Raw genomic sequence first — 14,307 nt, 5'->3', positions numbered from 1 at the left:
AAAATGACTAAGCCCATCGTTTTTAGTGGCGCACAGCCCTCCGGTGAATTGACCATTGGCAACTATATGGGGGCGCTGCGTCAGTGGGTAAACATGCAGGACGATTACCACTGCATTTACTGCATCGTTGATCAGCATGCGATTACCGTCCGCCAGGATCCGCAGCAACTACGTAAAGCTACGCTGGATACGCTTGCGCTGTACCTGGCGTGCGGCATTGACCCGGAAAAAAGCACCATCTTCGTGCAGTCCCACGTGCCGGAGCATGCACAACTGGGCTGGGCGCTGAACTGCTACACCTATTTCGGCGAGCTGAGCCGGATGACCCAGTTTAAAGATAAATCATCCCGTTACGCGGAAAACATTAACGCCGGTCTGTTTGACTATCCGGTGCTGATGGCTGCCGATATTCTCCTGTATCAAACCAACCAGGTACCGGTCGGCGAAGATCAGAAACAGCATCTGGAACTGAGCCGAGATATCGCCCAGCGCTTCAACGCTATTTACGGCGACGTGTTTAAAGTACCGGAACCGTTTATCCCGAAATCCGGCGCACGCGTGATGTCTCTGCTGGAGCCGAGCAAAAAGATGTCCAAGTCAGACGATAACCGTAATAACGTTATCGGCCTGCTGGAAGATCCGAAATCGGTAGTGAAAAAAATCAAACGTGCGGTTACTGACTCTGACGAGCCGCCGGTTGTTCGTTACGATATTGAAAATAAAGCGGGCGTTTCCAACCTGCTGGATATCCTCTCGGCGGTCACCGGTCAGAGTATCCCTGAGCTGGAACAGCATTTTGCAGGCAAGATGTATGGTCATCTGAAGGGGGAAGTGGCAGAAGCGGTTTCTGGTATGCTGACCGAGCTGCAGGCGCGCTATCACCGGTTCCGTAGTGACGAAGCCTTCCTGAATCAGGTGATGAAAGAGGGCGCGGAGAAAGCCAGCGCTCGCGCTTCCGTGACGTTGAAAGCAGTCTACGAAGCGATTGGGTTTGTTGCTAAACCCTGAGCCATCTTGATGGTCGCAACGAAATAAAAAAGCCGGGTGCGATGCATCCGGCTTTTTACTATGGATGAGCGGAAAGATTAGTGGTTTGAGAACCAGTTCAGCTTATCGCGCAAACCGACCACGCGGCCCACGATAATCAGCGCCGGACTGGCCATCTGCTGAGCCAGCAGATCCAACTGTTCTAAGGTACCGGTGACCACCTTCTGAGTTACCGCCGTACCGTTCTCAACAATTGCTGCAGGCGTGTCGGCCGCCATACCGTGGGCTATCAGTTTTTCCCTGATAGCGGGCGCCTGATTCAGGCCCATATAGAACACCAGCGTTTGCTTTTCGGCCGCCAGGTTTTCCCAGTCCAGTTCGCCACCGGTCTTGAGATGACCAGTGACCAGACGCACCCCCTGAGAATAATCACGATGGGTGAGAGGGATACCGGAATAAGCCGAGCAGCCGGAGGCGGCGGTAATGCCCGGCACGACGGAGAAAGGAATCCCTGCCTGACACAGGGTTTCCAGCTCTTCACCGCCGCGACCAAAGATAAACGGGTCGCCGCCTTTCAGCCGAACTACGCGTTTCCCGCTCCTGGCTTCACGCAGCAAAATCTGGTTAATCTCTTCCTGCGGAACGCAGTGATAGCCTGCGCGTTTGCCGACAAACACCCGGTCGGCATCGCGGCGCACCAGGTTCATAATATCGTCGGAAACCAGGCGGTCATAAACCACCACATCCGCCTGCTGGATTTGCTGTAGCCCTTTTAGCGTGAGTAGCCCTGCGTCACCGGGCCCTGCGCCAACCAGAACGACTTCGCCGCGATGATCCAGCGGTTCAGTCAGCAACTGTTCCGTAGTATCCACCACGGCCTGACGATCTTCATTGGCCAAAGATTGCGCCAGCCTGTCGTTAACAAACAGTTTTTCCCAGAAGCGCCGCCGTTCCCCGACGGTGGCAAACTGTTTCTTCACCCGGGAACGCAACTGGCCCGCGTAGTGGGCCAGTTGACCCAAATGTAACGGCAAAACCGACTCCAGCTTTTCGCGCAGCAGACGAGCCAGTACCGGTGAGGTACCGCCAGATGAGACGGCAACCATCAGCGGCGAGCGATCGATAATCGACGGCATGATAAAGCTGGCTTGCTGAGGCGCGTCCACCACGTTGCAAAATATTCGCCGGGCTTCCGCCGCATCGCTAACCTGCTGATTGACCGCTTCGTCGTCGGTAGCGGCAATAGCCAGCCAGCAGTTATTGAGCAGGGCGGGGTTAAACTCGCCTTTCACCAGGGTCAGCCTGTGTGAATCGGCCCACACCTGGAACTGGGGGATGAAATCCAGCGCATTGACCGTTAATCTGGCGCCCGCGTCCAGCAACAGACGGGCTTTACGCTCGGCGACATCGCCGCCGCCGACTAACAGGCAGTCGCGATCGCGTAATTGACAAAATATAGGCAAATGGTCCACGACATTACCTCTTAAATTATTGGCTGCAGCCTTTCTGGCTTGTCAGGTTATCTTGTTTGCTCGTTCGAACGCCTCGCAGGGCGAGCGTGGCAAACCCTTCTCACGTGCCGCGTGTACGTGAGAAGGGGGGGCGCACAGCGCGTATTCAAACCTGCTAAAACAGACTCCTGTTTATTTTTCCGGAGCCGGGGCTCCGCTTTTGTCGTAGCATACCAATAACCTGATCCCATGAATACGATACCGGACAAAGTATTCCCGAGAGTAATTCACGGCCGGTGAGCCTCCATTGTCGTCAGGCTGCCTGACTGACGCGTTCAGTACCAGGCGTTGCGCCTCCAGATTCATCAAATGCGCAGTTGCACCACGCCGTCTTTCACGCGAGCTTCGTAGTGCGCGACGGAATGGCTTTCATCTTCCATGCACAGACCGTCACTCAGACGGAAACGCTGTTTTTTCAGCGGACTGGCAACCCACAGTTCGCCCTGATGCTCGGCAATCAACCCGCGCGACAGCACGCTGGACTCAAAAAACGGGTCGATGTTGCTGATCGCGAACACCTGGTCGCTGTGATATGGACGGAAAATGGCGACCTGCTTTTCGCCTGACAGCGCGCAGACGCCGGTTTCCGGCAGAATGTCATCGATTTTGCAGATGTTTTTCCACTGGCTCATGCGTTTTCCTCCACCAGAGTTACCGGAATGCGTTCGTACGGCGTCGCCGGACGATGCTGTTCACGCTCAGGAACCACCTGAACATTCGGGTCGCGCTTATCGCTGTTGATAAAGTGTCTGAAACGAACCTGCGCAGACGGCGTATTTACGGTCTCCGTCCACTCGCATACCACCGCTTCACGCAGGCGGGTCATCTCTTCTTCCAGATGCGCGTTCAGGCCCAGTTTGTCGTCGATGATGACCGACTTCAGGTAGTCGATGCCGCCTTCCAGGTTATCTAACCACGGTGCGGTACGGGTCAGTTTGTCGGCGGTACGGATGTAGAACATCATGAAGCGGTCGAGGTATTTAACCAGCGTTTCGCGGTCGATATCCGCCGCCAGCAGGTCTGCGTGACGCGGTTTCATCCCGCCGTTACCGCAGACGTACAGGTTCCAGCCTTTTTCCGTGGCGATAATCCCCACGTCTTTACCCTGGGCTTCCGCACATTCACGGGTACAGCCGGAGACGCCAAATTTCATTTTGTGCGGGGTACGGATGCCTTTGTAGCGGTTTTCCAGCTCGACGCCGAAGCCGACGCTGTCGCCCACGCCGTAGCGGCACCAGGTGCTGCCCACGCAGGTTTTCGCCATACGCAGCGCTTTGGCATACGCGTGACCGGTTTCGAAGCCCGCTTCAATCAACTGACGCCAGATTTCCGGCAGATCGTCTTTCTGCGCGCCGAACAGACCAATACGCTGAGAACCGGTAATTTTGGTGTACAGGTTAAACTCACGCGCGATGCGACCTACGGCCACCAGACCTTCCGGCGTGATTTCGCCGCCCGCAGAACGCGGGATCACGGAGTAAGTGCCGTCTTTCTGGATGTTCGCCAGGAAGTTGTCGTTGGTATCCTGTAGCGGGGTGTGCTGCGGCTTCAGAATGTATTCGTTCCAGCAGGAGGCCAGCAGAGAACCGACGGTCGGTTTACACACTTCGCAGCCGTAGCCTTTACCGTGTTTCGCCAGCAGTTCTTCAAAGGTTTTAATGCCTTCCACACGGATGAGGTGGAACAGTTCCTGACGTGAGTACGCAAAGTGCTCACACAGGTTGTTGTTCACTTCAATACCCTGTTTCGCCAGTTCGGCGTTCAGAACCTGAGTAACCAGCGGAATACAGCCGCCGCAGCCAGTACCGGCTTTGGTTTCCGCTTTCAGCGCCGCAACGGTGTGGCAGCCTTTGTTGATGGCGGCGACCAGCATCCCTTTGGTGACGTCAAAGCAGGAACAGATTTGCGCGCTGTCCGGCAGTTTATCAACGCCAATGGAAGGCTTACCGCTGCCAGAATGTGCCGGCAGGATCAGCGAGTCCGGGTTTTCCGGCAGTTCAATCGCGTTCAGCACCAGTTGCAGCAGGTTGCCGTAATCGCTGGTATCGCCCACCAGCACCGCGCCGAGCAGGGTTTTGTTGTCTTCGCTGACGATGAGGCGTTTGTAGACCTCTTTGCTTTCGTCGAGGTAAACGTAGCTACGCGCGCCCGGCGTGCGGCCATGCGCATCGCCAATGCCGCCGACGTCTACGCCCAGCAGCTTCAGCCTGGCGCTGAGGTCTGCGCCTTCAAACGCGTTTTCGGTTTCGAGGATGTGGTCAACGGCAACCTGCGCCATTTTGTAGCCAGGCGCGACCAGACCGTACACGCGGTTGTGCCAGCTGGCGCATTCGCCAATCGCGTAGATATCCGGGTCAGACGTCTGGCAGGCGTCGTTAATCACGATACCGCCGCGCTGAGCGACCTCCAGGCCGCACTGGGTGGCCAGTTTGTCACGCGGGCGGATACCGGTAGAGAAAACGATGAAATCGACTTCCAGCTCGCTACCGTCGGCAAAACGCATGGTTTTACGCGCTTCGGTGCCTTCCTGAACGATCTCTTTGGTGTTTTTGCTGGTATGTACGCGCACGCCCATGCTTTCGATTTTACGGCGTAGCTGCTCGCCGCCCATCTGATCCAGCTGTTCTGCCATCAGCATGGGGGCAAATTCGATAACGTGGGTTTCGACGCCTAAGTTTTTCAGCGCTCCAGCGGCTTCCAGACCCAGCAGGCCGCCGCCGACCACCGCGCCGCGTTTGCTGCGACGGGCGCAGGCTTCAATGGCGTTGAGATCTTCAATGGTACGGTAAACAAAGCAGTCCTGGGTTTCGGAACCTTTAATTGGCGGGATCCACGGCCAGGAGCCGGTCGCCATGATCAGTTTATCGTAATAGACCGTACGACCCGCGCTGGAGTGGATGACCTTCTCCTGACGGTTGATCGTAATGGCGCGTTCGCCGACCAGAACGTTAACGCCGTGCTTCTCATAAAAGCCTTCACGCACCAGAGACAGCTCTTCAGCGGTGTGGTGGGAGAAGTAGGAAGAGAGGTGGACACGGTCGTATGCTTTGCGGGGTTCTTCACAGAACACGGTAATGTCAAAATTGGCAGCGTCGGATTTATCAAGAAGGTCCTCAATAAAGCGATGGCCGACCATACCATTACCGATAATAGCGAGTCTGACTTTGCTCATTTTTGCCTCGATTTCTTTTCTATTACCGCCTACCTTAACGATTCAGTCGTGACGCTTATTGATGCAAATCAATTGCACCTTTGCCTACCACTTAATGGGTATGCTAATGATTTATCAGTGTTTTTATAAGTTATGGAAAACGCTGGCTTTTCCTTTTTGCTTTTTTTATGTACAACGCTAGCTACAAGCAACCACACCGGGTTACGCCTACCTTCAGCAATATTTACGGGAGCCATCGATATGACAGCAGCGCCGCTTTGGTTAATTGAGAATGTTCGTCTGCCCGATCGCGAAGGGTTATGGCAGATAGCGATAGACAAGGGGCGCTTCGGGGATATCACCCCAATGAGAGAGGCGCGTAGCGAAAGTTATGAAGTATTGAATGCCCGCGGTGGACTGGCAATTCCGCCTTTTATTGAACCGCATATTCACCTCGATACGACCCAAACTGCCGGTGAGCCGAACTGGAATCAGTCCGGGACGTTGTTTGAAGGAATTGAACGCTGGGCGGAGCGTAAGGCGTTATTGAGCCATGAGGACGTGAAAACCCGGGCGTGGAAAACGCTGAAATGGCAGATTGCCAACGGCATTCAGTTTGTCCGTACCCATGTGGATGTTTCTGATCCTACGCTGACCGCGCTCAAAGCGATGCTGGAGGTAAAACAGGAGGTGGCGCCGTGGGTAGAATTACAGATTGTCGCCTTCCCGCAAGAAGGCATTTTATCTTACCCCAACGGTGAAGCTTTGCTGGAAGAGGCGCTACGCCTGGGAGCCGATGTGGTGGGCGCGATCCCCCATTTTGAGTTCACGCGGGAATATGGCGTGGAATCCCTGCATATCGCTTTTCGCCTGGCGCAGAAGTATCAGCTGCCGCTGGATATTCATTGCGATGAAATTGATGATGAGCAGTCGCGATTCGTTGAAACCGTGGCGGCCCTGGCGCTAAAAGAGGGGATCGGGCCGCGAGTGACCGCCAGCCATACTACCGCAATGCACTCCTATAATGGCGCTTATACCTCGCGTCTTTTCCGCTTACTGAAGCTTTCCGGTATTAATTTCGTTGCGAATCCGCTGGTTAATATCCATCTGCAGGGACGGTTTGATGACTATCCGAAGCGTCGCGGAATTACCCGGGTTAAGGAGCTGCTGGCGGCGGGAATAAACGTCTGTTTTGGTCATGATGATGTCTTTGACCCGTGGTATCCGCTGGGGACCGGCAATATGCTGCAGGTGCTGCACATGGGGCTGCACGTTTGTCAGATGATGGGCTATCAGCAGATTAACGATGGGCTGAAACTGGTGACGGAAAACAGCGCCCGCACGTTGGGCCTGAGCGATTACGGTATTGCGACCGGGAATATGGCGAATCTGGTGATTCTGCCTGCCGAAAATGGTTTTGAAGCGGTACGCTGCCAGGTTCCGGTACGCTGGTCAATTCGTCAGGGGAGAGTGATCGCCACAACGCAGCTGGCGCAGACCTGGGTGCAGACGGATAGCGGCGGAGAGGAGCTGTTTTTTAGCCGAAATAGCCCCTTTGCCGGAACAAAGGGGCCTGAGGCTTAGTGCGATGCCACAGCCGCGTTGTTCTGGCGGTGACGGGAAACAAAGCCGAGGATCAGACACATCACAAATACTACGGCATAGAGGCCGTTAGCGGTATGCAGTGCGGCCAGCGGGCCGCTGGCGGCGACGATAGGGCCGGTCACGACGAAGGTCAGCATGGTGCCGACGGTGCCGCAGGTCAGAATAAAGTTGACCAGTTTAGGGGATGATACTTTAGTCTGCAGCGAGCCCAGGGTGATGATCGAAGTGTAGATCGCGCTGGAGAAGAAACCGAGGCTCAGGATAAACCACGGCATATGCTCCGGCGAACCGTTAATAAACAGATACATCAGTACCGTCGCCAGGCCAGCCAGCACGGTCAGAATACGCTGCAGGTCAAAGAAGCGCAGGATAACGCTGAATGACCACATACCGATCATGTACGACATCCAGAAATCGCTTACCAGTTTACCCGCATCGCCAAGACTCATACCCAGGCCTTTGGCGTATTCCGGCACCCAGGAGATAAAACCTAACTGGCCGAGGATATAGCACAAGGCGGCAATGGAGAGAAACAGCACGCCGATACCCCATTTCTCTTTTACCACCGGCTGGCTGTCCTGCTGGGCTTTTTTACCCAATACCGGGAATTCACAGCCAAAAGTCAGCACGAAAATAGCGACGTAGACCAGGCCGATGCAGGCATAAACCCAGTACCATTCGATGCTGCGCGCCAGCAGATAAGCCGCCAGCATCGGGAAGATCATGCCCGCCATGCTGAAGAAAGAGTCGGTAAACAGCAGACGCGCGCCGCGCTGACGCCCTTCATACAGATGGGTGATCAGGAAGGTACCGATCGACATGGTGATCCCGCTGACCAGGCCCAGGACAAACATTGACGCGGAGAACAGCGCCAGGCTGTGGCTGAACATCAGCCCCGCGACGGCCAGCACCATCAGAATAAAGCCGAAGCGAAGCTGGGTTTTCAGCGGAACGATTTCCATCAGCCAGGCATTCAGAAAGATAGAAATCAGGATACCGGCGTTAAGGAAGGTAAAGGTGTTGCTCATACTGGAAACGGGCAGATGGAAATAATCTGCGATGTTTCCCATCACCATCCCGGTGACGATCACCAATGCGCCGGTCAGGGCGTAGGAGAAGAAGCTGATCCATGTGAGCTTGATACGGTTGCTGTTAGTCATGACTGGCCTGTGAATAGAAATGTAAAGCGCGTTGACTTTGCGCCGGGCGGACAGATTTTATTCGTTTGGGTGATGTAAGCAATGTTTATTATGAAATATAAATATTTTTGCATATTTATATGTGACATAAATCACATTTATTATTGGCCGTTCAATGAGGGAGGAACGTTACAAGTGTTTCAGCTAAGTAAAATTAGGTAAAAGGCTGGCCCACGGGACAAAGGCTCTTTAGAATCAAGCCACTTGCTTTTTTATCCTGCTCCGTTAAGGAATGTCCATGCTCAAATCAACTCTCGCGGCGGTGGCTGCCGTTTTTGCCATTTCAGCATTTTCCCCTGCCATGGCGGCAAAGGGGGATCCCCATGTGTTGCTGACTACCTCTGCGGGCAATATTGAGCTGGAGCTAAATAGCCAGAAAGCGCCGATCTCGGTTGAGAATTTCCTGAAGTACGTTAACAGTGGTTTCTATAACCACACCACTTTTCACCGTGTCATTCCGGGTTTTATGATACAGGGCGGCGGTTTTAACGAACAAATGCAGCAAAAGCAGCCGAATCCACCGATTAAAAATGAAGCCGATAACGGTCTGCGCAATACCCGCGGGACCATCGCGATGGCGCGTACCGCCGATCGCGACAGCGCCACCAGTCAGTTCTTTATCAATATTGCGGATAACGCTTTCCTCGATCACGGTCAGCGTGATTTTGGCTATGCGGTCTTTGGTAAAGTGGTAAAAGGCATGGACGTGGCGGATAAGATTTCTCAGGTACCGACTCATAATGTTGGGCCATATCAGAATGTCCCGTCTAAACCTATCGTTATTCTGTCGGCAAAAGTGCTGCCATAAAGCATTCCTCCTGCGCGGGTGCGATGCTCGCGCAATGTCCTCTCCGTATCGCCCGCCAGATAAATCAACCTGTCTTTTGCAAAGTGATAAGAGAAAACCGCGAATCTGAGTAAAATAGCCCGGTTTGTGACTTCCGGAGCCGCTATGATCCTGCTTATCGACAACTACGATTCTTTCACCTGGAATTTGTATCAGTATTTTTGTGAGCTGGGGGCGGAAGTGCTGGTCAGGCGTAACGATGAGCTGACGCTGGAGGGGATTATCGCGCTTGCGCCGACGAAAATTGTTATCTCTCCGGGCCCCTGCACGCCAGATGAATCAGGGATTTCGCTGGCGGTGATTCGCCACTTTTCCGGCAAGATCCCACTTTTAGGCGTTTGCCTGGGCCATCAGGCAATCGCGCAGGTTTTCGGCGCCACTATCGTGCGGGCCGTCAGAGTGATGCACGGTAAAACGTCGCCTGTCAGCCACAATGGTCAAGGCGTGTTCCAGGGGCTGAATAATCCACTTACCGTCACCCGCTACCACTCTTTGTTGATTGCTCCTTTGACGTTACCCGAATGCTTTGAGGTGACTGCCCGAAGCGAAGAGGGCGAAATTATGGGGATTCGCCACCGTGAATTTGATCTGGAGGGCGTGCAGTTTCATCCGGAGAGTATTCTCAGCGAGCAGGGGCATCAACTGCTGGCAAACTTTCTCAATCGGTGATTTGTGGTTGCCATTGAGTGATTTTTTATGCATATTTTGTGATTAGATTATCATAATCATCGCTGCATAACGAAGAAGGATGGGCATGACATGGCAACAGAACAACCGGCAATCACCCGCGCGACATTCGATGAGGTCATTTTGCCGATTTATGCACCGGCAGAATTTATTCCGGTGAAGGGTAAAGGTAGCCGCGTATGGGATCAGCAGGGCAAAGAGTACGTTGATTTCGCTGGCGGTATTGCTGTAACCGCGCTCGGTCATTGCCATCCGGCGCTGGTGGCGGCACTCCATGAACAGGGTGAAAAGCTGTGGCACACCAGTAACGTTTTCACCAATGAACCGGCTTTGCGCCTGGGCCGGAAGCTGGTCGATGCGACGTTTGCTGACCGTGTGGTATTTATGAACTCCGGGACGGAAGCCAATGAAACGGCTTTCAAACTGGCACGCCATTACACCGTGACGCGTCATAATCCGTACAAAACTAAAATTATCGCTTTCCATAACGCTTTCCACGGTCGGTCGCTGTTTACCGTGTCCGTCGGCGGCCAGCCAAAATACTCCGATGGTTTTGGCCCGAAACCCGCCGATATCATTCACGTGCCGTTCAATGACCTGCATGCGGTGAAGGCCGTGATGGACGATCATACCTGTGCGGTGGTGGTTGAGCCAATTCAGGGGGAAGGCGGCGTTATGGCGGCAACGCCTGAATTCCTGCAAGGGCTGCGTGAACTGTGCGACCAGCACCAGGCACTATTGGTGTTTGATGAAGTACAGTGCGGCATGGGGCGCACAGGCTCGCTGTTCGCGTATATGCACTATGGCGTGACGCCGGATATTCTGACCAGCGCTAAGGCGCTTGGCGGCGGTTTCCCTATTAGCGCAATGTTGACTACCCATGAAATCGCCAGCGCTTTCCATGCGGGTTCTCATGGTTCAACCTACGGCGGCAACCCGCTGGCCTGCGCGGTCGGCGGGGCGGCGTTCGATCTGATTAATACGCCGGAAGTGCTTGAGGGGGTCACGGCTAAACGGGCGTCGTTCGTTAAACACCTCCAGCAAATTGACGCCAGGTTCGAGCTGTTCAGCGATATCCGCGGGATGGGGCTGTTGATCGGCGCTGAGCTGAAACCACAGTATAAAGGCCGGGCGCGTGATTTTCTGTATGCCGCGGCAGATGCCGGGGTGATGGTACTTAATGCCGGCCCGGACGTGATGCGTTTTGTGCCGTCGCTGGTGATTGACGACAGCGATATTGCCGAAGGGATGACGCGCTTTGCCCATGCGGTTGAGCGCGTGCTTAGCGCTTAGCGGCCCGTAGCCAGATGCCATGATGTGGGCGCTGACGCCATGCCACCGACGAAATCGTGTGCATGGTGTTCAGATGCCCAAGGATCCGCTGCAAATGCTGCTCCATGGCGCTGAGCGGGCCGCGGGGAACCTCGGCATCCTGCGCTTCCATAATGTTCACATCTCCTGCGCTGCCTGGCCCATCGGAATCCAGACGTTGCTGACAGCGCTGGAGCGCAATTTCGCACGACTCCAGATAACGTTGCGCTAAATCCGGCGTCAGCATATTGTGCTCGCGCGCCAGCGTTGTCATGGCATTAATATGTTCGACGATGAACTGGCTATGGGTGACCCACAGCTTCATATCTTCCAGATAGTGTGTGTTAAAACCAGGTTCCAGCATCGCCTGATTCAGTGAGTTAAACAGCGCATTATGGGCCTGATTGACGCGCATTCGCTGATAGGCCAGCGCAGGGGCCTGATGATCGTCGCTAAGAATAAGCCGGATGGCTTCCTGATCGGCTTCCAGCGCATCGTGGGCGTTTTTGCGTAGCAGGCCGCTCTGCCACTGCGGCCATAACCAGAGCATTCCGCCGAAGGCAATCAGGCAGCCAATCAGCGTATCAACCAGCCTGGCAACAATAATCTGTTCGCCGTTCAGGGTGAGCAGTTGCAGGGTATATACCGCCGTAACGGTAAACCCGACCATCGCCCAGCCGTAATTCTTACGAATAATCAGGTAGCTTAATAGCGTGATGAAGAGCATGGCGGTTAGCGTATAACCTTCCGGGACGTGAAAATGCAGCGTCAGTCCGGCGATGACTAATCCGGCAAATGTCCCGGCAGCCCGGTGGACGATCCGCACCCGTGTTGCGCTGTAGCCGTTTTGCGTCACGAAGAGCACGGTCATCAAAATCCAGTAGGGTTTTGGTAAATGCAACGCGCTGCCCATCAGGCTGGCGACACTCAGCATTACGCTGATGCGCGCCGCGTTACGTAACGCCGGTGATTTAAGCGACAGATAGCTTTTCAACGCCGGTAGCAGCGGCAGGCGGCGGGTTTTATCCGCCATCAGATTTCGGGAGTACAGAGGGCGCTGGGTGCGTAAAACCCGGGCAATGCGACTGAAATGCCAGGCGCAAAACTGGCCGACCGGGTTATCCGGATGCTGCCAGGCGATCTTTTCCAGGGCGCCGATCTGTTTATCCATCTGAAAGCGCTGAGGATAGCGATGGTAAAGCAGATCATCCGCCAGTTCGCGCAGTCGAGCGGCGATGGTTTGCGCGTTCCAGCGAATCACCGCTTCTGCGTGGCTGCGCTCCACCAGTTTCTGCACCTCTTCCGGTTGGTGCAGGCTGACGGAGATGTGCTCCTGGAGATCCAGACCAACCTGGAAAGCGCGCAGCAGGCGTTTATGATCGCTGTGCTGGTTGGCCGCCAGCATATGCATCTGCTGGTAGCACTGGGTAATCAGATCGACCACTTTTTGCTGGCGGTTGAGCAGGGGCGGCAACGAGGTGGCCGGATCGGTATGCTGGGTCAGCAGGCTGTATTTGGCTTCACAATAACTGGCCAGCTCCCGATAGAGCAGGCTCAGAGATTCGCGCAGCGGCTGTTCGCGCCACAGCCAAAACCAGAACCAGTTAAAAATTCCATACCATAGGGTGCCGAGTGCATAGATTAGCAACGGTTCCTGGATCGGCATATTGCCTGCAAGGCTCAGAGTAAAACTGGCGGCGATAAGCGAGGCGGGTAACAATCTCGCATGAAGCGAACTGATTTCGGCAGTAACGCCGAGAACCAGGGTCAGCCCGGTCAGGATTAGCGGTAAAGGAATTTCCCGCTGCAGAAGGAGCTGGACAATCAGGCTACTGCCAGCGAACAAGCAGCCGCCAATGATCAGGCGCTTAAAGAAGCGTTTATGCGGTGTATCCAGACCGGCAATATTGCAGCAGGCAGGAACGAGGGAAAACAGGAGTCCCTGCTGTAAATGACCAAGAAGAAGTCCCGTTGCAACTGGCAGACATAACACCAGCGTTTGCCGCAGTGCATAGTTGACTTCCGGGTGATAAATCAGCCTGCGCCACATGGGGAGGAAACAAAAACGGCGTATTGTCAGACAATACGCCGTTTTACCGACTTAACGGGTACCGTAGACGACGATAGTTTTACCGTGCGCGGAGATCAGGTTTTGATCTTCCAGCATTTTCAGTATCCGGCCAACGGTTTCGCGGGAGCAGCCGACGATCTGACCAATTTCCTGACGGGTAATTTTAATTTGCATACCGTCGGGGTGGGTCATTGCATCCGGCTGTTTTGCCAGATTCAGCAGCGTCTGAGCGATGCGACCGGTAACGTCGAGGAAGGCAAGGTTACCCACTTTCTCAGACGTAACCTGCAGGCGACGCGCCATTTGCGAAGAGAGACGCATCAGGATATCCGGGTTTACCTGGATCAACTGACGGAATTTTTTGTAGGAGATTTCAGCCACTTCACATGCGGTTTTAGCACGTACCCAGGCGCTACGTTCCTGACCTTCTTCAAACAAGCCTAATTCACCGATGAAATCGCCCTGGTTGAGGTAAGAGAGGATCATCTCTTTGCCTTCTTCATCCTTGATGAGTACAGCCACTGAGCCTTTAACGATGTAGTACAGCGTTTCTGCTTTCTCACCCTGGTGGATCAGCGTGCTCTTTGAGGGGTACTTATGAATGTGGCAATGAGACAAGAACCATTCGAGGGTAGGGTCTGTTTGCGGTTTGCCAAGCACCATGCGCGGTTATCCTCTGTTATCAGCTATCTCCGGGTGCCGACACTACACGGCATCCGGGCATGCAATCGTATTAAATCCCTGTACCTGGGAATCTGGCTGGAATTTTTCCGCAGCCTGTAATGTGAACTCCTCTGCATACATGCAGTACATCAATGTATTACTGTAGCATCCAGACTGTTTTAGCATAGCTTTCGCTGCATGTCTCCTGGTGTCTCGCTTCAGCATGACCCAGGTCGCCTTCCGTTGCCAGAATTGTTATGTGCGCGTAATCTGTC

The 14,307-nt window shown here is 54.3% G+C and carries 11 protein-coding genes and 1 pseudogene; 5 read left to right on the top strand and 7 right to left on the bottom strand.

Features of this window, described 5'->3' with window-relative positions; genetic code table 11:
• The first annotated feature begins 3 nt into the window (after positions 1 to 3).
• A complete protein-coding gene (gene trpS / locus FN037_RS20960) occupies positions 4 to 1,008 on the top strand; it encodes a tryptophan--tRNA ligase (RefSeq protein ID WP_138359234.1) in 1,005 nt (334 codons plus the stop codon).
• 77 nt (positions 1,009 to 1,085) lie between these two features.
• Here trpS and cysG read toward each other — a convergent pair whose 3' ends face one another.
• From cysG to nirB, 4 genes and pseudogenes are all read right to left on the bottom strand, one after another.
• Positions 1,086 to 2,459 (bottom strand): siroheme synthase CysG, encoded by a 1,374-nt coding sequence (cysG, locus tag FN037_RS20955; protein ID WP_138359232.1) that lies wholly within the window; start codon positions 2,457 to 2,459, stop codon positions 1,086 to 1,088.
• Between the two features lie 191 nt (positions 2,460 to 2,650).
• A pseudogene (locus FN037_RS24680) lies at positions 2,651 to 2,725 on the bottom strand (hypothetical protein); the annotation flags it as partial.
• A 78-nt stretch (positions 2,726 to 2,803) separates the two neighbouring features.
• Complete coding sequence (gene nirD / locus FN037_RS20950) at positions 2,804 to 3,130, bottom strand: nitrite reductase small subunit NirD (protein ID WP_138359230.1); 327 nt, start codon at positions 3,128 to 3,130, stop codon at positions 2,804 to 2,806.
• Positions 3,127 to 5,670, bottom strand: a complete 2,544-nt coding sequence (gene nirB / locus FN037_RS20945) for an NADPH-nitrite reductase large subunit (protein ID WP_138359228.1) — start codon at positions 5,668 to 5,670, stop codon at positions 3,127 to 3,129. Before nirB ends, nirD begins: the two co-directional genes overlap by 4 nt.
• Positions 5,671 to 5,910: 240 nt before the next feature.
• Here nirB and FN037_RS20935 point away from each other — a divergent pair, with 240 nt between their 5' ends.
• Positions 5,911 to 7,233, top strand: a complete 1,323-nt coding sequence (locus FN037_RS20935; RefSeq protein ID WP_142503086.1) for a cytosine deaminase — start codon at positions 5,911 to 5,913, stop codon at positions 7,231 to 7,233.
• Here FN037_RS20935 and tsgA read toward each other — a convergent pair.
• A complete protein-coding gene (tsgA, locus tag FN037_RS20930; protein WP_138359224.1) occupies positions 7,230 to 8,414 on the bottom strand; it encodes an MFS transporter TsgA in 1,185 nt (394 codons plus the stop codon). The genes FN037_RS20935 and tsgA overlap by 4 nt on opposite strands.
• A 277-nt stretch (positions 8,415 to 8,691) precedes the next feature.
• On the opposite strand from tsgA, the gene ppiA reads away from it, so the two are divergent.
• The 3 genes from ppiA (at position 8,692) to FN037_RS20915 (ending at position 11,280) form a co-directional block, all read left to right on the top strand.
• The gene (gene ppiA, locus FN037_RS20925; protein WP_138359222.1) at positions 8,692 to 9,261 is read left to right on the top strand and encodes a peptidylprolyl isomerase A; all 570 of its coding nucleotides are present in this window, start codon (positions 8,692 to 8,694) and stop codon (positions 9,259 to 9,261) included.
• Positions 9,262 to 9,405: 144 nt separating this feature from the next.
• Entirely contained in the window at positions 9,406 to 9,969 is a 564-nt protein-coding gene (gene pabA / locus FN037_RS20920) for an aminodeoxychorismate synthase component 2 (protein WP_138359220.1), read from the top strand.
• 90 nt (positions 9,970 to 10,059) lie between these two features.
• Complete coding sequence (locus FN037_RS20915; protein WP_142503085.1) at positions 10,060 to 11,280, top strand: aspartate aminotransferase family protein; 1,221 nt, start codon at positions 10,060 to 10,062, stop codon at positions 11,278 to 11,280.
• On the opposite strand, the gene FN037_RS20910 is transcribed toward FN037_RS20915, so the two are convergent.
• Both FN037_RS20910 and crp read right to left on the bottom strand, forming a co-directional pair.
• On the bottom strand, positions 11,270 to 13,348 hold the full coding sequence (locus tag FN037_RS20910) for a YccS/YhfK family putative transporter (RefSeq protein ID WP_138359216.1): 2,079 nt from the start codon (positions 13,346 to 13,348) through the stop codon (positions 11,270 to 11,272). The two genes, FN037_RS20915 and FN037_RS20910, sit on opposite strands and share 11 nt — an antisense overlap.
• Positions 13,349 to 13,399: 51 nt before the next feature.
• Entirely contained in the window at positions 13,400 to 14,032 is a 633-nt protein-coding gene (gene crp / locus FN037_RS20905; RefSeq protein WP_000242758.1) for a cAMP-activated global transcriptional regulator CRP, read from the bottom strand.
• Between the last annotated feature and the right edge of the window lie 275 nt (positions 14,033 to 14,307).

Origin of the sequence: Klebsiella sp. 2680, assembly GCF_900198535.1 — a bacterium.
Classification (GTDB): Bacteria; Pseudomonadota; Gammaproteobacteria; order Enterobacterales; family Enterobacteriaceae; genus Klebsiella; species Klebsiella indica.
Note: the sequence above shows the minus strand (reverse complement) of the source record. Positions and strands in the feature narration are given on the sequence as shown.

Bases quoted from the DNA above. Each gene is read 5' to 3' on its own strand.
- crp (WP_000242758.1), bottom strand. From the start codon at position 14,032: ATGGTGCTTGGCAAACCGCAAACAGACCCTACCCTCGAATGGTTCTTG.
- trpS (WP_138359234.1), top strand. From the start codon at position 4: ATGACTAAGCCCATCGTTTTTAGTGGCGCACAGCCCTCCGGTGAATTG.
- nirD (WP_138359230.1), bottom strand. From the start codon at position 3,130: ATGAGCCAGTGGAAAAACATCTGCAAAATCGATGACATTCTGCCGGAA.
- FN037_RS20915 (WP_142503085.1), top strand. From the start codon at position 10,060: ATGGCAACAGAACAACCGGCAATCACCCGCGCGACATTCGATGAGGTC.
- nirB (WP_138359228.1), bottom strand. From the start codon at position 5,670: ATGAGCAAAGTCAGACTCGCTATTATCGGTAATGGTATGGTCGGCCAT.
- ppiA (WP_138359222.1), top strand. From the start codon at position 8,692: ATGCTCAAATCAACTCTCGCGGCGGTGGCTGCCGTTTTTGCCATTTCA.
- pabA (WP_138359220.1), top strand. From the start codon at position 9,406: ATGATCCTGCTTATCGACAACTACGATTCTTTCACCTGGAATTTGTAT.
- FN037_RS20910 (WP_138359216.1), bottom strand. From the start codon at position 13,348: ATGTGGCGCAGGCTGATTTATCACCCGGAAGTCAACTATGCACTGCGG.
- FN037_RS20935 (WP_142503086.1), top strand. From the start codon at position 5,911: ATGACAGCAGCGCCGCTTTGGTTAATTGAGAATGTTCGTCTGCCCGAT.
- tsgA (WP_138359224.1), bottom strand. From the start codon at position 8,414: ATGACTAACAGCAACCGTATCAAGCTCACATGGATCAGCTTCTTCTCC.